A 22,404-nucleotide genomic window follows, 5' to 3' on the forward strand; every position below is an offset into this window, starting at 1 on the left:
TAGGACCGCATTCAGTTCCGCCCTGCAAGCCGCCCAAGGGCAATTTGCGCTGACATTTTTGTCATGTCGGACAAAACACCGCAGGAAGGACTTTCAGCCGCGTGCGATCCACATCTTCGTAGCTGTTCGCGTCGTGCCCATCCGTAATTTCCCGGTGACGCGAATGCGCTCAAGTTACCTTCAGGAGACCTACCGCCGCAAGGCGGGCACGACCAGGAACGGGATCATCCCGAGCACCACGCTCGCGAGTGCGAAGGCGAGCAGCGCGTTGTAGCCATGGGTCGCGTCATGGATCAGGCCGCCGCTCCAGGAGCCGAAAGCCGAGCCGAGCCCGCTGCCGATCGAGATGGTGCCGTAGATGGTGCCGACGCGCTTGCCCCCAAAGATCTTCATCGCGGTCGCCGTGATCAGCGGTCCACGTGAGCCCATCATGCTGCCGAAGCAGACCACGAATCCGGTGAGCAGGAGGAAATTGGCGGAGTATTGCAACAGCCACAGCAGGAAGATGCCGAGGATCGAGATCGCGTAGCTGAGCAGCACCGACGGCCGGCGACCGATCAGGCCGTCGAGCGCGGACACGCCTAGCATGCCAAACACCAGCACGATGCCGGAGAAGCCCCAGGCCGTGGCGGCCTGCAGCGGTGGAAAGCCGGCATCGATCAAATAGGCCACGATCTGGGCGGCGATCGCATACATGCCGACCGCGGTGAAGAAGAATGTCGAGAACAGCGCCCAGAAGGCGTGATGGCGCATCGCGCTCGGAAGGGTCCAGCCGTGATCGACGAAATCCGGATCGGTCTTCTTCGCGATCTGCGGCGAGCCCGAGGCGAACAGCCGCCATGGCAGCAGCATGAGCGGCACCAGCAGGCCGAGCGCGGCGAAGCCGAACAGCTGGTAGGTTTCGCGCCACCCCAGATGATCGATCAAAAGCTGCGAGGCCGGCAGCAGCGCCAGCACGCCGCCACCCATGGCCGAGTAGACCACCGCCATCGCGGTCGGGAGTTTTGGGCCGAACCAGCGGCCCAGCAGGATCGAGTTCGGCACATTGCCGATGAAGGCGACGCCAATGCCGACGCAGAGTCCGATCGAGAGCTGGAACTGCCAGAGTGACTGCGCGTGGCTTGCGATCAGGAAGGCCGAGCCGAGCAGCAAAAGGCCCAGTGCATAGACGATGCGCGGTCCGGAATGATCGAACAGGCGCCCGACCAACGGCGCCGTCAGTCCGCTGACGAGCCACGTCAGCGAATAGATCGAGACCACTTGGGCGCGATCCCAGCCAAAGTTTTCCGAGATCGGCTTCAGGAAGACGGTGAAGCTTTCGCTGAGGCCGCGGCCGAGCACGGCGAGTGTGAAGCAGAGCGCGAGCACCACCAGCGCGGTGCGCACGACGCCCTGCGGCGTCGCCGTGACGCGTTCCCTGGTCGCTTGCTTGGACTGTTCCTCTAGCGTGTTCTGGTCCATTGCCGATCAGGGAGCGCGCTTCAGCGCGCCCTGACAAGCAGCGAAAAGCTCATACGCCTATGCAGGCCTCAGGAGGATGTGCTTCTTCTTGCCGAACGACAGCTTGACCACGCCTTCCGGCGTCAGGTCGGCCGCCGACAACGCCATCTTCTCGTCGGTGACGGGCTCGTCATTGACGCGCAGGCCGCCGCCCTTGATCTGGCGCCGTGCTTCGCCGTTGGAGGCAACGAGGCCCGCCTTGACGAAGGCGTTGAGCACGCCGAGGCCGGCGTCGAACTCGCCGCGCGGAATTTCCACGGTCGGCAGGCTCTCGGCCAGCGCGCCTTCCTCGAAGGTGCGGCGCGCGGTCTCGGCCGCCTCGTTCGCTGCGTCGCGGCCATGCAGGAGCGCGGTCGCCTCGGTGGCGAGCACCTTCTTGGCCTCGTTGATCTCGGAGCCTCCGAGCGCCTCGAGCTTCCTGATCTCGGTCATTGGCAGCGTCGTGAACAGCTTGAGGAACTTGCCGACGTCGGCGTCTTCGGTGTTGCGCCAGTACTGCCAGAAATCATACGGCGAGAACTGGTCGGCGTTGAGCCAGACCGCGCCCTGAGCGGTCTTGCCCATCTTGGCCCCCGACGCCGTCGTCAGCAGCGGCGTCGTCAGGGCGAACAGCTGATGCGTGCCCATGCGGCGGCCGAGATCGACGCCCATGATGATGTTGCCCCACTGGTCGGAGCCGCCCATCTGCAAGTTGCAGCCGGTCCGCCTGGCGAGCTCGACGAAGTCGTAGGCCTGGCAGATCATGTAGTTGAACTCGATGAAGCTCATCTCCTGCTCGCGCTCGAGGCGCAGGCGCACGGAGTCCATCGTCAGCATGCGGTTGACCGAGAAATGCCGCCCGACGTCGCGCAGCATCTCGATGTAGTTGAGCTTTGTCAGCCACTCGGCATTGTCGAGCATGATGGCGTCGCTCTTGCCCCCGCCATAGCGCAGCACCTTTGCGAACACGCCGCGGATCGATTCCTTGTTGGCCTCGATCTCGGCGACGGTGCGGATCGCGCGCGTCTCGTCCTTTCCGGAGGGATCGCCGACCATGGTTGTGCCGCCGCCCATCAGCGTGATCGGCTTGTTGCCGGACTGCTGCAGCCAGTGCAGCATCATCATGGTCAGGTAGTTGCCGATGTGCAGCGAGCGGGCGGTGCAATCGTAACCGACATAAGCCGTCGCCTCGCCCTTGGCGGCGAGGGCGTCCAGCCCCTCGAAATCGGAGCATTGGTGGATGAATCCACGTTCCTGCAGCGTATTGAGGAAATCCGATTTGAATGCAGTCATTTGTCGGCGCGCCTGACAATTCTTGGTTTACTGTTTTGGGAGCAATTTAAGGGTCATCCGTGGGAACTCGGTTGCTGCCCGCTACTTTGGCCTGTGGCATTATAAGATGTGTCCCTCTGGCACAAGATCGGCATGCCGGAAGGGTCTCTTGAGGACGCTGATCCATGATGTTGACGGCACTCGGTTTGATGAGCGGCACCTCGCTGGACGGGGTGGATGTTGCGCTGATCGAAACCGACGGAAAGCAGGTGAAGGCATTCGGGCCGTCCGGCTACCGGCCGTATAGCCCGGCGGAGCGCAACCTGCTGCGTCAGGCGCTGAGCGAGGCCGTGCACCTGGCGCAACGCGATGCTAGGCCGGGAGTTCTGGCCGAGGCCGAACGCGCAGTGACGCTCGCGCATGCCGAGGCGGTGGCCGCCTTCGTCGCCCAGAACCGGATGAAGCCGGAAGACATCGACATCGTCGGCTTCCACGGCCAGACCGTGCTGCACCGCCCCGAGAAGCGGCTGACGGTGCAGATCGGCGACGCGCCGGCGCTGGCCAGGGCGATCCATATCCCCGTGATGCATGATTTTCGCGCCGCCGACGTCGAGGCCGGCGGGCAGGGCGCGCCATTTGTGCCGGTTTATCACCGCGCGCTCGCCCATTCGCTGGAGCGCGAAGGGCCGATCATCGTGGTCAATATCGGCGGCGTCTCCAACATCACCTATATCGACGGCAACGACACGCTGATTGCCTGCGACACCGGACCCGGCAACGCGCTGCTCGACGATTTCATGTACCGCACCATGAACCAGGCGTTCGACGCGGACGGAAAGCTCGCAGCCCTCGGCAAGGCGGACGAAGCCTGGATCGCGCGGGCGCTGGAGCTGCCGTTCTTCGTAAGCCCGCCGCCGAAATCGCTCGACCGCAACGATTTTGCCGCACTAAAGCTCGGCGATGTCCTGCCGGCCGACGGCGCCGCGACCCTGACCGCCTTCACCGCGGCGGCCATCGCCCGCATCATCCCGCTGCTGCCACGCAGGCCGCGGAGCTGGATCGTCTGCGGCGGCGGCGCCCGCAACCGGACCATGCTCCAGATGCTGCGGGAGCGCGTTGGGTCCGCCACTGTCGAGGCCGCGGAGGCAGTCGGCTGGGCCTCCGACGCCATCGAGGCGCAGGCCTTCGGCTTCCTCGCCGCGCGCGGCCTGAAGGGCCTGCCGCTGTCGTATCCCGGGACCACGGGCGTGCCGATGCCGATGACGGGCGGGGTGATCGCGCGGCCTTGAGATGATAGGCGGGATGATGCAGATGCATTGATCTTGACAGGTAGATGCACATGCATCTATCTTTGATGCAGTTGCATCTAACCGTCGGGATTCTCGCCATGACCGCTTCACTGAAACTGATCAGCCACAAGCTTTGCCCCTATGTGCAGCGCGCGGTGATCGCGCTCAACGAGAAGGGCGTGCCGTTCGAGCGGGTCGACATCGATCTCGCCAATAAGCCCGACTGGTTTCTCAAACTGTCGCCGCTCGGCAAGGTGCCGGTGCTGGTCGTGACGAGCGAGAAGGGCGAGGTCGCGCTGTTCGAGAGCAACGTGATCTGCGAGTACATCGAGGAGACGCAAGGCGGCGTGAGACTGCATCCGGCGGATGCCTTGGAGCGTGCCGAGCACCGGGCGTGGATGGAGTTCGGTTCAGCAGTGCTCGCCGATCTCTGGGGCCTAGAGACCACGACCGATGCGGCGACGTTCGAGAGCAAGCGCCAGGCGCTGATGGTGAAGTTCGCCCGGGTCGAAGCGGCGCTCGGTGCCGGTCCTTATTTTGCTGGCGAAGCGTTCAGTCTCGTCGACGCCGTATTCGCCCCCGTCTTCCGCTACTTCGATCTGTTCGACGAGCTGACCGACCACGGCATTTTCCGCGATGTGCCGAAGGTCCGCGCATGGCGCGCCGAACTGGCGAAGCGTCCGAGCGTCCGTACTGCGGTGGGCGCGGACTATCCGCAATTGCTGCGCGCCTTCCTCGTGCGCCACGACGCGCATCTGCTCAAGCTTGCGGCCTGAGCCCACGCCGATGTCGCAATCCATGGCCTGGCTGATGCTGGTGATCGCAGGCGCACTCGATGTTGGCTGGGCGATCTCGATGAAATATGCGGAAGGCTACACGCGCGCTGGCTGGAGCGTCGTTTCGCTCGTGCTGCTCGTAGCCTTCGTTGTCCTGCTCGGGCGTGCTTTGAAGGTGCTCGAGGTCGGCGTCGCCTATTCGGTCTGGACCGGCATCGGCGCCGCCGGCACCGTCGTCATGGGTGTGGTGCTGTTCGGCGAGGCGCTGAGCGCGATGAAGATCGCGGGGATCCTGCTGGTGCTGACGGGGATCGCGGCGCTCAAGCTGGCCTAGAGCTCTGCGGCCATTTTCGCGAGCGTCGCGATCGTTTTCATGTTGCGCGCGGTGCCGGTTGGCGGCGGGGATGACCAGCTTCGACGTGCCCATGCCGTCGCCGTAATGCACGTAGATCTCGCGGCGGCCGAGGCGGATCTCCTCCTTGTTCTGGCCGCGAATGCCGGCGAGCGCATCCGCCGGCGGCGCCTTGTCGAGGAAGATCGCGACGGTACGGTTGGGGGCGGCCTTTGGAAACGGATTATCGGCCAAGACCTGCGCCATCTCGGTGGCGCTGCGCACGAGCACGCCGACCGGCGCGCCGGCATAGGCGTGCAATCGCTTTTCGAGTGCGGTCTTGATCGCAGATTGCGACTTGCGGCTTGTGAAGACGACGTTGCCGCTTGCAATATAGGTGCGCACGGCGGCGTAGCCGAGCTCCTCGCACATGGCCTTGAGTTCGCTCATCGGCAATTTGCCGGTGCCGCCGACATTCACGGCACGCAGCAATGCGATGAACGCACCCACGGAAAGCTCAGCGCACGTTGGCGAGGCGCATGTCGAGATAGGCGGTGATGGTTTCCATCAGCGGCTCGAGCTTGGCGTCGAAGAAGTGGTTGGCGCCCGGGATGACCTGCTGGTCGATCACGATGCCCTTCTGGGTCTTCAGCTTCTCGACCAGCGTGTTGACGTCCTTGGGCGGCACCACCGCGTCCTTCTCGCCATGCACGATCAGCCCCGAGGACGGGCAGGGTGCGAGGAACGAGAAGTCGTAGAGGTTGGCGGGCGGCGCGATCGAGATGAAGCCCTCGACCTCGGGGCGGCGCATCAGCAGCTGCATGCCGATCCAGGCGCCGAAGGAGAAGCCGGCAACCCAGCAGGCGCGCGCTTCGGGATTGATGGTCTGCGCCCAGTCGAGCGCCGCGGCCGCGTCCGACAATTCGCCGGTGCCGTGGTCGAACGAGCCCTGGCTGCGGCCGACGCCACGGAAATTGAAACGCAGCACCGAGAAGCCGCGATGCGCGAACGCATAGTAGCACTGGTAGATGATCTGATGATTCATCGTGCCGTGGAACTGCGGATGCGGATGCAGGACCATCGCGATTGGCGCGTTCTTCTGCTTGGCCGGATGGTAGCGGCCTTCGAGGCGGCCGGCGGGGCCGGTGAAAATAACTTCAGGCATGATGATCTCTTGATTGATCCCTTGAAGACGCTCTTCAACAATCAACCGATTGTGCGGATTTCATCGGCTGCTGGGCCGATCAAGCCGCGAATGGAAGGGTGGAGCGGCGCCCTCGGATGATGCGCGAGCGGCGCGCGGCGAACTGACGCGCGCGTTCTAACATGAGGCGAGGGTCAAAAAGCAAGCATCTTGAACATCCCGCAATCGGCTCAAGACGTTAGCGTGTCATGGCCGTCATCGCGCGAAGGCGATTGGGAATCGAGATTGCCAAGCGCTGCCCGGGGGCCCATGTCGGGTACCAGTGCGGGCGAAGCAGCCTGGTCCGAATGGTAACATAATACGTCATGCCGAGCCGTGTTTATCTCGACTGGAACGCGACCACGCCGCTTCGCTCCGAGGCGCGAGGCGCAATGCTCGCAGCCTACGAGCTGATCGGCAATCCGTCCTCTGTTCACGCCGAGGGGCGCGAGGCGCGACGGCTTGTCGAGGGGGCGCGGGCCATCCTTGCGACCGCAGTAGGCGCGCTGCCGCGGAACGTCGTCTTCACCTCCACGGGAACCGAAGCCAACGCGCTGGCGCTTTCACCGGGGCTTCGGGGGCAGTCTGGGGGGCCTGTCGAGCGGCTTCTGGTCTCGGCCGTCGAGCATGCTTCGGTACTGGCAGGCGGCCGGTTCCCGGCAGGTGAGATCGGTCAGATCAGGGTCACACGCTCCGGCGTGATCGACCTCGATCATTTGAAGGCGCTGCTCAGAGAGGGCCCGCCGGCGCTGGTCTCTATCATGGCGGCCAACAACGAGACGGGCGCGCTGCAGCCTATCGCCGAGGCCGCGGGAATCGTTCACGGGGCCGGCGGCCTCCTGCACGTCGACGCAATCCAGGCGCTTGGGAAAATCCCCTTCGATATCAAGGTGATCGGTGCGGACCTTGCGACCTTTTCTGCGCACAAGATCGGCGGCCCCAAGGGGGTCGGCGCGCTGGTCGTGGCCGAGGGCGTGGCCGGACTTGAGCCGGTGCTGCGGGGCGGCGGGCAGGAGCTGAACCGGCGTGCCGGAACCGAGAATGTCGCCGGCATTGCCGGCTTCGGGGCATCCGTGCGGGCTGCCCTTCAGGCTTTGCCGGAGGATGCGGAACGGATGGCAACCCTCAGAGATCGCTTGGAAAATGGCATTCGCTCCATGGCCGGCGCAACGGTCTTCTCAGATGACGCCAGGCGGTTGCCAAATACCGTTCTTTTCACGGCTCCCGGCTTGAAAGCCGAGACCGCGGTGATCGGTTTCGACCTCGAAGGTGTCGCGGTGTCCTCGGGCTCTGCCTGTTCCTCGGGCAAGGTACAGCCGTCCCACGTGCTGTCGGCGATGGGGTATGATCCCACCGTCGCCCAAGGAGCGGTGCGTCTCAGTCTGGGCTGGTCCACGGAGCCGGATGACATCAACAGGGCGTTAGAGGCTTGGCGAAAGCTCGGTAATACCCTACTTAAGGGATAAGCGATGAAACACGGCTTGAACGGTTCTAAGCGCGTGCGTCCCGCCAAGAAACATCGTAATAGTCGTCCGAATTTGATGATCCACCGCGGTCCTTGAAACCGCGAGCGGAGGATAGAATGCCAGCCGTGCAAGAGACGGTCGAGCGCGTGAAGCGCATCGACGTCGATCAGTATCGTTATGGGTTTGAGACCCTGATCGAGTCCGACAAGGCCCCAAAGGGGCTGTCGGAAGAAACCGTCAAGTTCATCTCCGAGAAGAAGAACGAACCCGCCTGGATGCTCCAGTGGCGGCTCGAGGCCTATCGGCGCTGGCTGACCATGACCGAGCCGACCTGGGCCCGCGTCGACTATCCCAAGATCGACTTTCAGGACCTCTATTATTATTCGGCTCCCAAGCCGAAGAAGACGATCACCTCGCTCGACGAGATCGATCCCGAGATTCTGAAGACCTACGAGAAGCTCGGCATTCCCTTGCGGGAAGTCGCCATGCTCGAAGGCGTCGAGCCGAAGCCCGGCGAGGAAGACCCCAACAGGCGCAAGATCGCGGTCGACGCGGTGTTCGATTCGGTCTCGGTTGCGACCACCTTCAAGGCCGAGCTGAAGAAGGCCGGCGTGATCTTCATGCCGATCTCGGAGGCGATCCGCGAGCATCCCGAGCTGGTGCAGAAATATCTGGGATCCGTGGTGCCGACGTCGGACAATTTCTACGCAACGCTGAACTCGGCGGTGTTCTCGGACGGCTCGTTCGTTTACGTGCCGCCGGGCGTGCGCTGCCCGATGGAACTGTCCACCTACTTCCGCATCAACGAGCGCAACACTGGCCAGTTCGAGCGCACGCTGATCATTGCCGACAAGGGCTCCTACGTCTCTTATCTCGAGGGCTGCACCGCGCCGCAGCGCGACGAGAACCAGCTGCACGCGGCCGTGGTCGAACTCGTCACGCACGACGACGCCGAGATCAAATATTCGACGGTGCAGAACTGGTATCCCGGCAATTCGGAAGGCAAAGGCGGCATCTACAATTTCGTCACCAAGCGTGGTGACTGCCGCGGCAACAATTCCAAGATCTCCTGGACCCAGGTCGAGACAGGTTCGGCGATCACCTGGAAGTATCCGAGCTGCATCCTGCGGGGCGACAATTCGCGTGGTGAATTCTATTCGATCGCGATCTCGAATGGCTATCAGCAGGTCGACAGCGGCACCAAGATGATCCATCTCGGCAAGAACACGTCGAGCCGTATCATCTCCAAGGGCATCGCCGCCGGCAGATCGCAGAACACCTATCGCGGCCTCGTGACGGCGCATCGCAAGGCGACCGGCGCGCGCAACTTCACCGCCTGCGATTCGCTGTTGATCGGCGACAAATGCGGCGCGCACACCGTGCCCTACATCGAAGCCAAGAACTCGTCGGCGACGTTCGAGCACGAGGCCACCACGTCCAAGATCTCCGAGGACGTGCTGTTCTACTGCATCCAGCGCGGCCTCACGCAGGAGGAGGCGGTCGGCCTCGTCGTCAACGGCTTCGTCAAGGACGTGCTGCAGCAACTGCCGATGGAATTCGCGGTGGAAGCGCAGAAGCTGATCTCGATCTCGCTTGAAGGATCGGTCGGCTAGCGCCGGCCCTCGCGGCGCGCGTCGCGCGCCCTATGCATCATTTGAATAAACTGGACACCAAGATGGCTTTGCTTGAAGTGAAAGACCTCAAGGTTCGTGTCGAGGAGCGTGAGATCCTCCATGGGTTGACGCTGACCGTGAACGAGGGCGAGATCCACGCGATCATGGGGCCGAACGGCTCCGGCAAATCGACGCTGTCCCACGTCATCGCCGGCAAGCCTGGTTACGAGGTCACCGACGGCGAGATCCTGTTCAAGGGCGAAGACCTGCTCGCGATGGCGCCCAACGAACGGGCCGCCAAGGGCGTGTTCCTGGCGTTCCAGTATCCGGTCGAGATCCCCGGCGTCTCCACCATGAATTTCCTGCGCACCGCGCTGAACGCGCAGCGCAAGGCGCGCGGCGAGGGCGAATATTCGACGCCCGACTTTTTGAAGAAAGTCCGCGAAGTCTCGAAGTCGCTGAACATCCCGCAGGACATGCTCAAGCGCGGTGTCAATGTCGGCTTCTCCGGCGGCGAGAAGAAGCGCAATGAGGTGCTGCAGATGGCGCTGTTCGAGCCGAGCCTGTGCATCCTCGACGAGATGGATTCCGGCCTCGACATCGACGCGCTGCGCATTGCAGCCGACGGCGTCAACGCGCTGCATTCGCCCAAGCGCGCGATGGTCGTCATCACCCATTATCAGCGGCTGCTGAACTATATCGTGCCTGACGTCGTGCACGTGATGTCAAAAGGCCGTGTCGTGAAGAGCGGTGGCAAGGAACTGGCGCTGGAGCTGGAAGCGTCCGGCTACGCCCAGTTCGAGGACGCCGCGTAAGGAATTTTGAGATGAACGTTGCTGTGGCAAAGACCGGAAACGGCCGCGCGGTGAGCGATCTCTTCGCCAGCGCCGAAAGCCGGCTGCCGGGTTCGCCTTCCGTGATCGCGGTACGCCGCGAGGCGTTCGAGACCTATGAGCGTCTCGGCCTGCCGCACCGCCGGATCGAGGAGTGGAAGTACACCGATCTGCGCGCGCTGGTCGGCGAGGTACTGCCGCTCGCGGCTGCGCCCGATGCGACTGCGTTGAAGCGCGCCGCGGACGCGGTGAAAGCACATGCGATCGCCGGCGCCCGCAAGCTGGTGCTGGTCGACGGTGTGTTCGCTCCCGATCTCTCCGACGTCAAGGCGCTCGCCTCCGAGGCGAGCTTTAAGACGTTGCGGGAGACGCTGGAGAAGGATTCCGGTCTGTTAAGGACCGCGGCCATCGATGCGGTGATCGCGCTGAACGCGGCGATGGCGACCGACGGTGTCGTGCTTGATATCGCCGACGGCACGCAGCTGTCCGCGCCGATCCAGATCATCCACATCGCGGTTGCATCTTCCGCGTCGGCTTTCACCCGCTCGCAGGTTGCGGTCGGGAAGGGCGCTCGTGCCACCATCATCGAGAGCTTTGTCGCGGCCGGCGCCAAGGCTTACCAGGTCAACGATGCCGTCATCCTCTCGGTTGGCGATAATGCCGACATCGCGCATATCCGTCTGATGGACGATTCGCCGGATGCGGTGAACATCACCTCGCAGTTCGTCACGGTCGGTGCGAATACAAAGCTCAACTTCTTCAACATGACGACCGGCGCGGCAGTCAGCCGCCTGCAAGGCTTCATCACGCTGGCAGGCGAGGGCAGCGAGCTCTCGGTCAACGGCGTGAACCTGTTGCAGAAGACCGAACACGGCGACACCACGCTGGTGGTCGACCATGCCGTGCCGAACTGCGTCAGCCGAGAAGTTTTCCGCGCCGTGATCGACGATCGCGCCCATTCGGTGTTCCAGGGCCGCATCATCGTTCGTCCCGATGCGCAGAAGACCGACGGCAAGATGATGATCCGCGCGCTGCTGCTCTCGGATGAGGCGGAAGCCGACAACAAGCCCGAGCTCGAGATCTTTGCGGACGACGTCTCCTGCGGTCACGGCGCCACCGCCGGTGCGCTGGACGACAGTCTGCTGTTCTATCTGAAGGCGCGCGGCCTGCCGGAGAAGCAGGCCCAGGCGCTGCTGATCCAGGCCTTCGTCGGCGAGGCGATCGAGCAGATCGCCGACGATGATCTGCGCGAGCACGTGATCGGCATTGCCGAGCGCTGGCTGGAGCGGCGCCAATGAGCACGCATCCGGCAGTCAAGAACGGCTCTTACGACGTTGCGCGCGTGCGCCAGGATTTTCCGGCGCTGGCCATGCAGATCTACGGCAAGCCGCTGGTCTATCTCGACAACGCCGCATCTGCGCAGAAGCCGAGCGCCGTGCTCGATCGCATGACGCAGGCCTACACCTCCGAATATGCCAACGTGCACCGCGGCCTGCATTATCTCGCCAACGCCGCGACCGAAGCCTATGAGGGCGGCCGCACCAAGGTGGCGCAGTTCATCAACGCGCCGCGGACCGAGGAAGTGATCTTCACCCGCAACGCGACCGAGGCGATCAACCTCGTCGCCTCGTCCTGGGGCGAGCCGAACATCAAAGCAGGCGACGAGATCGTCATTTCGATCATGGAGCACCACTCCAACATCGTGCCCTGGCATTTCCTCAGGGAACGCCATGGTGCCGTGATCAAATGGGCGCCGGTCGACGACGAGGGCAATTTCCTCATCGACGAATTCGAAAAGCTGCTGACGTCGAAGACCAAGCTGGTCGCGATCACGCAGATGTCGAACGCGCTTGGCACCATCGTCCCGGTCAAGGACGTTGTGAAGATCGCCCACGCCCGCGGCATTCCCGTGCTGGTCGACGGCAGCCAGGGCGCGGTGCATATCCCAGTCGACGTCCAGGACCTCGGCTGCGACTTCTATGTCTTCACCGGCCACAAGGTCTACGGGCCGACCGGCATCGGCGTGCTCTGGGCCAAGTACGACCACCTGGTCGCGATGCGCCCCTATAACGGCGGCGGCGAAATGATCCGCGAGGTCTCGCGCGACATCGTCACCTACGGCGATCCCCCGCACAAATTCGAGGCCGGCACGCCGGCGATCGTCGAGGCCGTCGGGCTCGGCGCCGCGATCGACTACGTCAATTCGATCGGCAAGGAGCGCATCGCCGCGCACGAGCACGATCTCGTCACCTACGCCCAGGATAAGCTGCGCGAGATCAACTCGCTGCGGCTGATCGGCACGGCGCGGGGCAAGGGCCCGGTGATCTCCTTCGAACTCAAGGGCGCGCACGCCCACGACGTCGCCACCGTGATCGACCGCCAGGGCATCGCGGTGCGCGCCGGCACCCATTGCGTGATGCCGCTTTTAGAGCGGTTCAACGTCACAGCCACGTGCCGGGCGTCGTTCGGCATGTATAATACGCGGGAAGAAGTCGATCATCTGGCACAGGCGCTGTTGAAGGCGCGGGATTTGTTCGCATGAGTGACACGGCCGAAATCAAAGCCAATCCGATGGAAACCCAGTCGGCGCTGCCGCCTGAGGAGACCGAGCGTCTCACCACCGAGATCATCGCCGGGCTCAAGACCGTGTTCGACCCGGAAATCCCGGCTGATATCTACGAGCTCGGCCTGATCTACAAGGTCGAGATCAAGGACGATCGTTCCGTCGATGTGCAAATGACGCTGACGACACCGAATTGCCCGGCCGCCGGCGAGCTGCCGACCATGGTCGAGAACGCGGTCGCCAGCGTCCCCGGCGTCGGCGTGGTCGACGTCAAGGTGGTCTGGGAGCCGGCCTGGACGCCGGAACGCATGAGCGACGAGGCCCGCCTCGTGCTCAACATGTGGTGACGCGTAACCTCGGCTTTAGATCCTTGTTAGATCCTTGGCATTGAATTCGCTCGGCAACGGACCACATCATTGACATGACACAGATATCGTCGGGCTCGACACCAGCATCCACTCCAAAGCCGAGGCGGCCCCGCCCGCAGGTCATGCGGCTGACGGACGCTGCCGCCCAGCGCATCAGCGAGCTGACCCAGCGGGCCGATTCCGAGATCGTTGGCCTGCGCGTCGGCGTCAAGAACGGCGGCTGTGCCGGACAGTCCTACACCGTCGAATACGCCCATGATGTCCGGCCGACCGACGAGGTCGTCGAGGACAAGGGCGTCAAGATCCTGGTCGATCCCAAGGCCGTGCTGTTCCTGCTCGGCACCGAGATGGACTACAAGGCCGACAAGATGCAGGCCCAGTTCGTCTTCAACAACCCCAACCAAGTCTCCGCCTGCGGCTGTGGCGAGTCGGTCGAGCTGCGTCCGGCGCAGATCGACGGGTAGTCCGTTTCTCGCAAATCACTCCGCTGTCGTCCTGGCGAAGGCCAGGATCCATACCGCGTGATCTCGCGGTGATCGTCGGTGCCAATACCGACGCTGGCACGACTGGCAGTCTTCGCTAAACTCCCTCCCGTGGAATGGGTCCTGGCTTTCGCCAGGACGACCGTGCGGAAATAGTTCAGCCATGGACCGCGAATTTCTGATCGACCTGTTCGCCGATTTCGGCCCCGTCGCCATCCGGAAAATGTTCTCCGGCTACGGCATCTCCGCCGACGGCGTCAACTTCGCGCTGGCCTTGCGCGCCGGCCTGTTCTTCCGCGCTGACGAGATGACCATCCCGGATTTTGAGGCGGAAGGCTCGAAGCCGTTCCAATACTCGACCCGCGCCAAGACCGTGGTGGTGAACTCCTATTGGGAGCTGCCGGCCCGCCTGTTCGACGATTCCGCGGAACTCGCGCAATGGGCGAGGGCCGCGCTTGCTGCTGCCCAGCGCGCCAAGGTGAAGAAGCCGCCCAAGGTGAAGAAGGCGGCGAAGAAGGTTGCGAAGAAGCCCGTTGCAACGAAGCGGCCGACCAAGAAGAAAACAGTGCGCAGGGCGGGCAAAGCGAAGCGTGCCCTCCGCTGACGTGCTGGTGTGGGAGATGATGGGCATGGCGCTGAGCGCCTTTGCCCACCCGATGGGACTTCACTCCACGGCCTTGGTCAGACCAACCCGCATGTCCCTGGCGGTGAAGACGCAGACGCCGTCGGCCAGCACGCGACCGTCGGCAATTCCGAGCACCAGCTTGCCGCGCCGGACCATCCTCACGGAGACCTCGTAGCGCACGCGTTGCGCGTTCGGTGTGACCTCGCCCGTGCACGCGACTTCGCCGACGCCGATGGCGCGGCCCTTGCCCGGCGAGCCCGACCATCCCAGCCAGTAGCCGACCATCTGCCACATGGCATCCAAACCCAGAGACGCTGGCATCGTGGCATCGCCGTGATAGTGGCAATCGAAGAACCAATGGCCCGGCGCGATGTCGAGTTCGCCGACGATATGGCCCTTGCCGAACTCGCCGCCATCCAGGCTGATCTCCGTGATGCGATCCATCATCAGCATCGGCGGCGCTGGCAATTGCGCATTGCCCGGGCCGAAATAGCCGCCCTCGCTCGATCTCAGCAGCTCGTCCCTGGTGTAGGACGGTTGCGGTGAGTGAAAATCATGCGGGTTTGGCAAGGCGAAAAGTCCTCCGGATGCTCGCAGTCGGACGCCTTGAGACGGCGAGGGAGATGTCGTTCGTCGGGTCAGAATGTCAAGCGCGGCTGTCGGTGCGCAGCTTCGGATTCACGCCACCCGGTTATGCGTCTCGACCGCGAATTCCGGATCGGCCTCGCAGATCACGCGGTTGCGGCCGTTGCGTTTGGCGGCGTACAGGCAGGCATCCGCGCGTTCGATCAGCGCATCGGTGTCGTCGCCCTGCTTGAGCATGGAGACGCCGACGGAGATGGTGACCCGGCCAAGGATTTCGCCGGTGGACTTCTTCTTTAGTTCCTTCGCCATCACCGCGCGGCGGATGTGATCGGCCACCGTCAGGGCCTGGCGCAGCGCGGTGTTGGGCAGCACGACCGCGAATTCCTCGCCGCCATAGCGGGCGGTGATGTCCTGGCCCTTGATGGTCTGCTTCAGCGACAGGCCGACCAGCCGCAGCACCTGGTCGCCGGTGAGATGGCCGTAGGAATCGTTGAACGACTTGAAATGATCGATGTCGACCAGCAGCAGCGACAGCGGCTCGCCGGAGGCGAGCGCGCCTTGCACGGCCATGTCGATCATGCGATCGAAATATTTGCGGTTGCCGAGCCCCGTCAGCGGATCGGTCAGGCTCTCGGCGCGGATCGCCTCCAGGCTCTGCTGGAGGTTGCTGATCTCGCTCCTCGAGAGCGTCAGCCGGTCTTCCAGCGCCTTGTTGGTCTCGCGCATCTCGCTGGTCGAATGCAGCAGCGTCTCGATGATCGACTTGATCTGCTCGCGGCTTTCGGCCGATGACAGCTTTTTGGTCGCGTCTGACAGGCTCGCATCGTAGGAGCCGGTCATCGCGAGCGCGTCGCCGAGAACCTTTATGACGTCGTCGATCTCGCCGATGACGCGCGCGCCGACCTTGTCGATGCGCTCAGTGGTCTTGATGTGGGAGAGGTAGGTCTCGTAGATCTGATCGAGATCGGCTTCGGTCAGCTTGCCGCTTCGCGCCAGCGTCTCGTTGATGATCTTGTTGAGCGGGGCGTTGTAGCCGGTGGCGTAGACGTACCAGATCTCGTAATTGCGGGGAATTGCCGTCTGCCGTAGCGATCGGATCTGACCGAGCGCTATCTGGGCGAACGCCATCGTGCGTTCGTGTTCGTCGAGCACCTTGACCACGGAACATACCCCACAGCGACCGGCGTGCCGACGACCGCAGCAATACTTAAATTATGTTCGTAGGCTAACGGACGATCGTGAACGCCCCGTAAATATACGTCCACGAATGCATCCGAAAAAGTGCGCGCCGGCTTGGTTTCAACCAAAGCCTGGCGCGCATCGTGCTTCAGGCGCCGGCGGGGGAGCGAACTGGACGCAGCAGAAATGCCGGCAGATGCGAGTGGTCACCCGGCTCGCTGTCGGCTTCGCGTTGGCGGCGCGGCTCGGGACGGCCGATCGACGGCACATGCGACGGATTGGCCTGCTGGCGCGCACCGTCACGCGGCTCGGATGATGGCTTGGCTTCGCGCGGCGGCCTGGCTTCACGCGAAGGTCTTGCTTCACGCGGAGGCCTTGCCTCGCGCGCGGGCCTTGCTTCGGAAGCGGGCCTTGCTTCGGTCGAAGGCTGTGCCTCGCCACGCGGTTCGCGCGGCTCGTGGCTGCGCTCACGATCGCGGCCGCGCTGCGGCTTTCCGCGTCCGCCGCGTGACCGTTCACGGCCGCGCTGCTCGCGCGGACGCTCGCTCGCGTCGGAAGCATCGGTGCGGACTTCGAAATCGCCCTCCGCGCGTGGAATGCTCTGGCCGATCAGCTTCTCGATCGCCACCATCGATTTCTGGTCGAGCGGCGTGACGAGCGAGATCGCCATGCCGGACCGGCCTGCGCGACCGGTGCGGCCGACGCGGTGGACATAATCGTCGGGATGGTGGGGAACGTCGAAATTGAAGACGTGGCTGACCTCGGGGATGTCGAGGCCGCGGGCGGCGACGTCGGATGCGACCAGCAGGGGCAGCTCGCCCTTGCGGAACTGCTCGAGTGCCGCCGTGCGGGCCGACTGGTCCATGTCGCCGTGCAGCGCGCCGACGCTGAAGCCGTGCTTTTGCAGCGATTTGTGAACGACGGCGACCTCGCGCTTGCGATTGCAGAAGATGATCGCGTTCTGGAGATCCTTGGCCTCGCGCAGCAATCGGCGAAGCAGCTCGCGCTTCTCGTGCGCCTCGCGCCCGGCCGGGACCTGACACTGCGTAACGGTGACAGCGGTGGTGGCGGGCTTCGATACCTCGATCTTCTGCGGATTGTGCAGGAAGGTTTCGGTGATGCGCCGGATCTCCGGCGGCATGGTCGCGGTGAAGAACAGGGTCTGCCGCGTGAACGGGACGAGCTTGCAGACGCGCTCGATGTCGGGAATGAAGCCCATGTCCAGCATGCGGTCGGCTTCGTCGATGACGAGCAGCTCGACGCCGGTGAGCAGCAGGCCGCCGCGCTCCGTGTGGTCGAGCAGGCGGCCGGGAGTGGCGATCAGCACGTCGACGCCGCGCGTCAGCTTGGCATCCTGGTCGCCGAAGGAAACGCCGCCGATCAGGAGGGCGACGTTGAGTTTCTGGCCCGCGCCGTAGCGGTCGAAGTTTTCCTTCACCTGCGCCGCGAGTTCGCGGGTCGGCTCAAGGATCAGGGTGCGCGGCATGCGCGCCCGGGCGCGACCCTTTTCGAGGATGGTGAGCATCGGCAGCACGAAGGCCGCGGTCTTGCCGGTGCCAGTCTGGGCGATGCCGAGCACGTCCTTGCGAGCGAGGACGTGAGGGATCGCCTGTTCCTGAATGGGGGTGGGGGTGGTGTAACCGGTGGCCGCCACTGCAGCGAGGACTTTTTCGGATAGTCCGAGATGGGTAAAAGACATTGAGCCTCTGGTCGAAACCGCCGTTCGGAATCGAGGGTAATAAGGCTGTCGCGTTCCACCCCAAAACGGCGCGCTCTCAAAGAAGCTGGGGGTGCTGACTCACGCGAACAAAGCGCCAAGCTCAGGAATCGCTCTTCGATCTGAGCCGCGTCGCCACGGAACATAGGGGGGAATCGGCCAAAGTCAATGGAGCGGGCGCGGGAAGGCCCTAAAAAACCTGAGGTTTTCGCCCAAATAGTGGGAGCGGCTGCGGTTTTCCGCCCAAACGTCGGCTAGCGCCCCTCCGGCCCCTGCGCGCGGAAGTCGCCGGGCGCGATCCCGTAGGCGGCGTTGAAGACCCGGTAATAGGTCGCGACGCTCTCGAAGCCGCAGGAGGTCGCGATGTCGGCAATCAACCGGTCCGGGGCTTCGCGCATCAAGCGGCGGCTCTGGTTCAGGCGTTCGTCCGTCACGGTTTGCGAGAAACTCCTGGCCGCGCTCTCGAACAACGTATGCAGGTGACGCACGGAGACGCCGAGCAGGTCGGCCACCATGGTCGGCGCCAGATTTGGGTCTTGCAGGTGCCGCGCGATCAGGCGCCGTGCGTACGAGAGCCGGGCGGTCCGCAGTGCGGCCTGCCCGAGGCGGCTGCCGGGCCGCAGGATGCCGCGCTCGATCAGCGCCAGATGAGCTAAAGCCTCGACGAGGGAAGCGGCATCGGCCGCGCCGTCATCACCCGCGGCAACCTCGCCGAGATCCGCAAAGCAGGCGCCGAGTAGAGGCTTCAAGCCGGGATCGTCGAACGTCCGGGGCGCAAGCTCGCGCATGCGCTTGTCCTGCGTGGAGAGGCCGCTCAGCGAGACTTTCAGGATCCGCAGGTGGAAGCCTCCCGTGCCCAGCGGCGCGGCGCGATAGGGCTGGTCGGTATGGCTGGTAGCGAAGCTGCCATTGGCGATCGTGAAGTTGCTGCCGCGCATGCCGCCGAACCAGCCGCCGCTGCCGAGCTGCTGATAGACGCAGAGGCTGTCGCCCGGCGCGTGAGCGATATCGGTCACGCTGCGCTCGACCGTGTAATGGGAGGCCTTCAGCTCGACGAGGCCGGCTCCGCCAAGCTGGCGCAGCGAGAATTCGCCGAAGAAGTTCGCGCGGCGTTCGGGCTCGAGTTCGACGGTGACGCCGAACAGGCCCTTGGCGCGCACCTCGCGCCAAAAGTCGAAGCGGTCGTGCGGCTCGACCTCGTCGGTGCACCAGCGATACACGGCGGCCCCTCGCTTCCAGCGGAATTGCCCACAAGAATTGACCGAGAAAAAGCAAATTCCGGTGGCATCTACCATAGGCTAGACAACAGACCTGAGTCCTCAGGGCGGTTGAACCAGCGATGTGGCTGGGCCGACTATCACATCAACGGCGCGGTTCCCATGAACCGCTGTTCGAGGGAACCGGCGTGGGCCGTTCTTGAGGGATTTTCGATGACGCGTCGGCTTCTCAGAGTACTGGCAGCGCTTGGCCTTGCGGCCGGCCTCAGCGGTTTCGCGCTTCCCGCCTGTGCCGAGAAGCGCGTTGCGCTCGTCGTCGGCAACAACGACTACAGGAACGTTCCGAAGCTGCTCAAGGCGGTCAACGACGCCCGCACCATGGGCGATACGCTGAAGCAGCTCGGATTCTCCGTAATGCTCGCCGAAAACCAGAGCCGGCAGCAATTTTCGGAGACGCTGCTCGCGTTCGATCGGACGATCGAGCCCGGCGACACCGCGTTCTTCTTCTATGCCGGCCACGGCTTCGAGATCGCGGGCCAGAACTATCTGCTGCCGACGGACGTGCCCGCGGCGACGGAAGGGCAGGAAGAACTGGTGCGTGACGCCTCCATCCTGGCCGATCGCATCGTCGAGCGCCTCCAGAACAAGAAGGCGCGGACCTCGATCCTGGTGTTCGACGCCTGCCGCAACAACCCGTTCGAGCGCAAGGGTACCCGCGCCGTCTCCGGTGGCGGCGGGCTTGCCCCGATGGTGCAGCTGCCCGAAGGCGTGTTCTCGGTCTTCTCGGCGGGCCCGCGCCAGACCGCGCTCGACCGCCTCTCCAATGACGACGCCAATCCCAATTCGGTATTCACGCGCACCTTCGCCAAGGAACTGCTCCAGCCCGGCGAGAACCTGGTGCAAGTGGCGCAGCGTACGCGCCGTCTCGTGAGCGAGATGGCCGACACTGTCAAGCACAGGCAGGTGCCGGTCTATTTCGATCAGATGGTCGATGACGTCTTCCTCAGCGGCATCGCCAAGGATGCCGCCGCGCGCCCGGCCGATCCGCCGGCGCAGAAGCTCGCGGCGCTGCCACCGGTGTCGGTGCCGCGCGTGCCGAAGGAGGAGACCACCAACGCGCCGATCGCGAGCTTCTCGCGTCACAATGGCGGCTGGAGCGTGGTGTTCTCCTTTGCCGATCCGACCCTCGGCGTTTCCTGGCGCATGGCCGGCAACGGCGACTTCCGCGAAACCGGCTTCATCGATACGCTCGACCCGCGCACGCGCAAGAGGATGCCGAACCCGTCGATCGAATTGCCGCCGGACGCGCAGGCCGGCACCATCGAGGTTCGCTATGTCGACCAATCCGGTGACATGCAGGGGCCGTTCCCGATCAGGTTCGATCCCGAAGCCGCGCTGATCCGTGACCAGCGCAAGATCCTGGACATGACCGCGACGAGCTGGCTGTCATTCCGCGAGTTCAACGGGCTGCTGGTCTACTACACGCACCTCGTGTCCTACCGCTGCGCCATCCGCGAGGTGCGCATCGGCATCGATACCGCCGTTCCGAACCAGGTGTTGAAGATGCCGGGCTGCGACATGCGCGATCCCAGTGCGATCAGCGCCGGCATGCCGCTCTCCATGAAGCTCGCGCCGGCAACGCAGTTCATCTCGGTGGAGCTGACCTATCGCGACGGCAGCGTGTCGGAGATCAAGAGCTTCCGCAGCGCGAACCGCAGCAACAACTGAGGTGTCGAGCAGGCCGCGTAGCTATTCGCGGCGCTTCCGGATGAAGCGTTTGAGGGCCTCGATCAAGGACGGGGTCAGCGGGAAGAAAGCGCCCATCGCGATCGAGATGATGACTTGGCGCGGCAGGAGCTTGACCTACTCCTCGTACGGATAACCGTTCTGTTCGATGCGCACCGGCGCAAGCGGCGGCCTGCCCGGTGCGATCATGATCAAGACGAAAAGCACGTTGATCAGGATCCAGACGCCGAGCAGTATGAGGATTGTCTGCACTGCAATTTCCCGAATGAGTCGGAATTGGAGGCAAGGCTAACGGCCATTCACAACCGCAGCAAATGAATCTTGCTTGCTGCACTGCACAGAATGCTTGGCTCGTGAAGGAGGACCCGACCGTGAAACCCGATACGTTGCAGCGTCCCCAGGGCTCCCCGCTGAAGGTGCGGTGTTGCATCGTCGGCGGCGGACCGGCGGGCATGATGCTCGGCTATCTCCTCGGGCGCGCCGGCATCGATGTCGTGGTGCTGGAGAAGCATGCGGATTTCTTCCGCGACTTCCGCGGCGACACCGTGCATCCTTCGACGCTCCAGGTGATGGACGAGCTCGGCCTGATCGACGGATTCCTGAAGCTGCCGCATCAGCGCTTGCAAAAGCTGGACGGCCTGTTCGGCAGTACCCCCGTTCGCATCGCCGATCTCAGCCGCCTCCGCACCAAGTACCCCTTCATCGCCTTCATGCCGCAATGGGATTTCCTGAATTTCCTGCGCGAGGCCGGCCAGCGCTTCGCCTCGCTGCAGGTGATGATGAACACGGAGGCCGTCGATCTGATCCGCCGCGGCGAGACCATCGCCGGCGTGCGGGCGAATACGCCTGACGGTATCGTGGACATCGAAGCTGATCTCACCATCGCATGTGACGGCCGGCATTCGACCGTGCGCCAGCATTCCGGCCTCGAGGTCGAGGAGATCGGCGCGCCAATGGACGTGCTGTGGTTCCGCGTCGGACGCAAGGCGAACGAGACCGAGAACCTGTTCGCGCGCGTCGAGCCCGGCAAGATGATGATCACCTTCGACCGCGGCGACTATTGGCAGTGCGCCTATGTCATCGCCAAGGGACAATACGACGCGGTGAAGGCGAGGGGATTGCAGGCGCTGCTCGACGACGTCGTTCGCATGGCGCCGATCCTGAAGAGCGGCATTGCCGAGGTGAAGAACTTCGACGATGTCAAGCTGCTCACCGTCGCGATCAACCGCCTGCCGCGCTGGACGCGGCCGGGCCTGCTTCTGATCGGCGACGCCGCACATGCGATGTCGCCGGTCGGCGGTGTCGGCGTCAATCTCGCCGTCCAGGATGCGGTCGCGACCGCAAACCTGCTGGCGGACGAGCTGCAGCGCGGCTGCCCGTCGGAGGACGAACTCGATGCCGTGCGCCGTCGCCGCGAATTCCCGGTGAAGATGACGCAGCGGATGCAGATGATCGTGCAGAACAACATCATCAGCGGCGCCTTGCAGGGCGGCGACCGGCCGCTGAAAGTGCCGCTGGTCCTGCGCCTCATCACCGCGCTGCCGTGGCTCCAGGGCATTCCGGCGCGCCTGCTCGCGCTTGGCGTCCGGCCCGAGCACGTGCAGTCGAAGGCTACGCCGGCACGGTAGCGCAAGGGCCCGGTAGGGATAACGCGGCGTTAAATCGCGCTCGACGCGTTGC

At 64.0% G+C, this 22,404-nt stretch carries 21 protein-coding genes and 1 pseudogene; 13 read left to right on the forward strand and 9 right to left on the reverse strand.

The annotated features are described in order from the left end of the window. Positions 1–189: 189 nt before the first annotated feature. On the reverse strand, positions 190–1,461 hold the full coding sequence (locus tag IVB13_RS39080) for an MFS transporter (protein WP_085353503.1): 1,272 nt from the start codon (positions 1,459–1,461) through the stop codon (positions 190–192). A 57-nt stretch (positions 1,462–1,518) separates the two neighbouring features. Next, positions 1,519–2,772, reverse strand: coding sequence for a tyrosine--tRNA ligase (gene tyrS, locus IVB13_RS39085; protein WP_018454459.1), 1,254 nt, complete (start codon positions 2,770–2,772; stop codon positions 1,519–1,521). 164 nt (positions 2,773–2,936) lie between these two features. Between tyrS and IVB13_RS39090 the strand changes: the two genes are divergently transcribed. The 3 genes from IVB13_RS39090 (at position 2,937) to IVB13_RS39100 (ending at position 5,150) form a co-directional block, all read left to right on the forward strand. Next, on the forward strand, positions 2,937–4,040 hold the full coding sequence (locus IVB13_RS39090; RefSeq protein ID WP_018454458.1) for an anhydro-N-acetylmuramic acid kinase: 1,104 nt from the start codon (positions 2,937–2,939) through the stop codon (positions 4,038–4,040). Between the two features lie 98 nt (positions 4,041–4,138). Continuing rightward, positions 4,139–4,816 carry a glutathione S-transferase family protein gene (locus IVB13_RS39095; RefSeq protein WP_018454457.1) on the forward strand — a complete coding sequence of 226 codons (678 nt, stop codon included), beginning with the start codon at positions 4,139–4,141 and terminating at the stop codon, positions 4,814–4,816. Positions 4,817–4,826: 10 nt separating this feature from the next. Beyond that, positions 4,827–5,150 (forward strand): multidrug efflux SMR transporter, encoded by a 324-nt coding sequence (locus tag IVB13_RS39100; RefSeq protein WP_039799056.1) that lies wholly within the window; start codon positions 4,827–4,829, stop codon positions 5,148–5,150. Here the strand turns inward: IVB13_RS39100 and IVB13_RS39105 are convergent. Together IVB13_RS39105 and IVB13_RS39110 are read right to left on the reverse strand one after the other, a co-directional pair. Beyond that, positions 5,147–5,657, reverse strand: a pseudogene (locus IVB13_RS39105) (DUF1697 domain-containing protein). The gene IVB13_RS39100 and the pseudogene IVB13_RS39105 sit on opposite strands and share 4 nt — an antisense overlap. Positions 5,658–5,664: 7 nt before the next feature. Further along, positions 5,665–6,312 carry an alpha/beta hydrolase gene (locus IVB13_RS39110; RefSeq protein WP_007591562.1) on the reverse strand — a complete coding sequence of 216 codons (648 nt, stop codon included), beginning with the start codon at positions 6,310–6,312 and terminating at the stop codon, positions 5,665–5,667. Between the two features lie 344 nt (positions 6,313–6,656). On the opposite strand from IVB13_RS39110, the gene IVB13_RS39115 reads away from it, so the two are divergent. The 8 genes from IVB13_RS39115 (at position 6,657) to IVB13_RS39150 (ending at position 14,259) form a co-directional block, all read left to right on the forward strand. Beyond that, entirely contained in the window at positions 6,657–7,796 is a 1,140-nt protein-coding gene (locus tag IVB13_RS39115) for a cysteine desulfurase family protein (protein ID WP_247492666.1), read from the forward strand. Between the two features lie 116 nt (positions 7,797–7,912). Continuing rightward, positions 7,913–9,409, forward strand: coding sequence for a Fe-S cluster assembly protein SufB (sufB, locus tag IVB13_RS39120; RefSeq protein ID WP_007609805.1), 1,497 nt, complete (start codon positions 7,913–7,915; stop codon positions 9,407–9,409). A gap of 62 nt (positions 9,410–9,471) precedes the next feature. Continuing rightward, positions 9,472–10,224 (forward strand): Fe-S cluster assembly ATPase SufC, encoded by a 753-nt coding sequence (gene sufC / locus IVB13_RS39125; RefSeq protein WP_007609807.1) that lies wholly within the window; start codon positions 9,472–9,474, stop codon positions 10,222–10,224. An 11-nt stretch (positions 10,225–10,235) separates the two neighbouring features. Continuing rightward, entirely contained in the window at positions 10,236–11,540 is a 1,305-nt protein-coding gene (gene sufD, locus IVB13_RS39130; protein ID WP_018454452.1) for a Fe-S cluster assembly protein SufD, read from the forward strand. Then, positions 11,537–12,784, forward strand: coding sequence for a cysteine desulfurase (locus IVB13_RS39135; RefSeq protein ID WP_018454451.1), 1,248 nt, complete (start codon positions 11,537–11,539; stop codon positions 12,782–12,784). Before sufD ends, IVB13_RS39135 begins: the two co-directional genes overlap by 4 nt. Further along, positions 12,781–13,152, forward strand: coding sequence for an SUF system Fe-S cluster assembly protein (locus IVB13_RS39140; protein ID WP_007591551.1), 372 nt, complete (start codon positions 12,781–12,783; stop codon positions 13,150–13,152). Before IVB13_RS39135 ends, IVB13_RS39140 begins: the two co-directional genes overlap by 4 nt. A gap of 74 nt (positions 13,153–13,226) precedes the next feature. Beyond that, on the forward strand, positions 13,227–13,637 hold the full coding sequence (locus IVB13_RS39145; protein ID WP_083926365.1) for an iron-sulfur cluster assembly accessory protein: 411 nt from the start codon (positions 13,227–13,229) through the stop codon (positions 13,635–13,637). 181 nt (positions 13,638–13,818) lie between these two features. Then, entirely contained in the window at positions 13,819–14,259 is a 441-nt protein-coding gene (locus IVB13_RS39150) for a TfoX/Sxy family protein (RefSeq protein ID WP_018454449.1), read from the forward strand. Positions 14,260–14,319: 60 nt separating this feature from the next. Here IVB13_RS39150 and fabA read toward each other — a convergent pair whose 3' ends face one another. The 4 genes from fabA to IVB13_RS39170 all read right to left on the reverse strand — a co-directional run bounded on the left by fabA (position 14,320) and on the right by IVB13_RS39170 (position 18,981). Then, positions 14,320–14,850 carry a bifunctional 3-hydroxydecanoyl-ACP dehydratase/trans-2-decenoyl-ACP isomerase gene (gene fabA / locus IVB13_RS39155; RefSeq protein ID WP_018454448.1) on the reverse strand — a complete coding sequence of 177 codons (531 nt, stop codon included), beginning with the start codon at positions 14,848–14,850 and terminating at the stop codon, positions 14,320–14,322. A gap of 108 nt (positions 14,851–14,958) precedes the next feature. Continuing rightward, positions 14,959–16,026: a GGDEF domain-containing protein gene (locus IVB13_RS39160; RefSeq protein ID WP_247338032.1), complete on the reverse strand. Its 1,068-nt coding sequence runs from the start codon at positions 16,024–16,026 to the stop codon at positions 14,959–14,961. A 166-nt stretch (positions 16,027–16,192) separates the two neighbouring features. After that, positions 16,193–17,743, reverse strand: coding sequence for a DEAD/DEAH box helicase (locus IVB13_RS39165; protein WP_247338031.1), 1,551 nt, complete (start codon positions 17,741–17,743; stop codon positions 16,193–16,195). Between the two features lie 272 nt (positions 17,744–18,015). Continuing rightward, a complete protein-coding gene (locus IVB13_RS39170; RefSeq protein ID WP_018454445.1) occupies positions 18,016–18,981 on the reverse strand; it encodes a helix-turn-helix transcriptional regulator in 966 nt (321 codons plus the stop codon). A 210-nt stretch (positions 18,982–19,191) separates the two neighbouring features. Between IVB13_RS39170 and IVB13_RS39175 the strand changes: the two genes are divergently transcribed. Then, positions 19,192–20,706 carry a caspase family protein gene (locus IVB13_RS39175; RefSeq protein ID WP_018454444.1) on the forward strand — a complete coding sequence of 505 codons (1,515 nt, stop codon included), beginning with the start codon at positions 19,192–19,194 and terminating at the stop codon, positions 20,704–20,706. A gap of 135 nt (positions 20,707–20,841) precedes the next feature. Here the strand turns inward: IVB13_RS39175 and IVB13_RS40275 are convergent, their stop codons facing one another. Continuing rightward, positions 20,842–20,976 (reverse strand): hypothetical protein, encoded by a 135-nt coding sequence (locus IVB13_RS40275; RefSeq protein WP_256467325.1) that lies wholly within the window; start codon positions 20,974–20,976, stop codon positions 20,842–20,844. Between the two features lie 119 nt (positions 20,977–21,095). Here IVB13_RS40275 and IVB13_RS39180 point away from each other — a divergent pair, with 119 nt between their 5' ends. After that, the gene (locus tag IVB13_RS39180; protein ID WP_247338029.1) at positions 21,096–22,352 is read left to right on the forward strand and encodes an FAD-dependent oxidoreductase; all 1,257 of its coding nucleotides are present in this window, start codon (positions 21,096–21,098) and stop codon (positions 22,350–22,352) included. Positions 22,353–22,404 lie beyond the last annotated feature (52 nt).

The organism is Bradyrhizobium sp. 17 (assembly GCF_023073515.1).
Classification (GTDB): Bacteria; Pseudomonadota; Alphaproteobacteria; order Rhizobiales; family Xanthobacteraceae; genus Bradyrhizobium; species Bradyrhizobium canariense_D.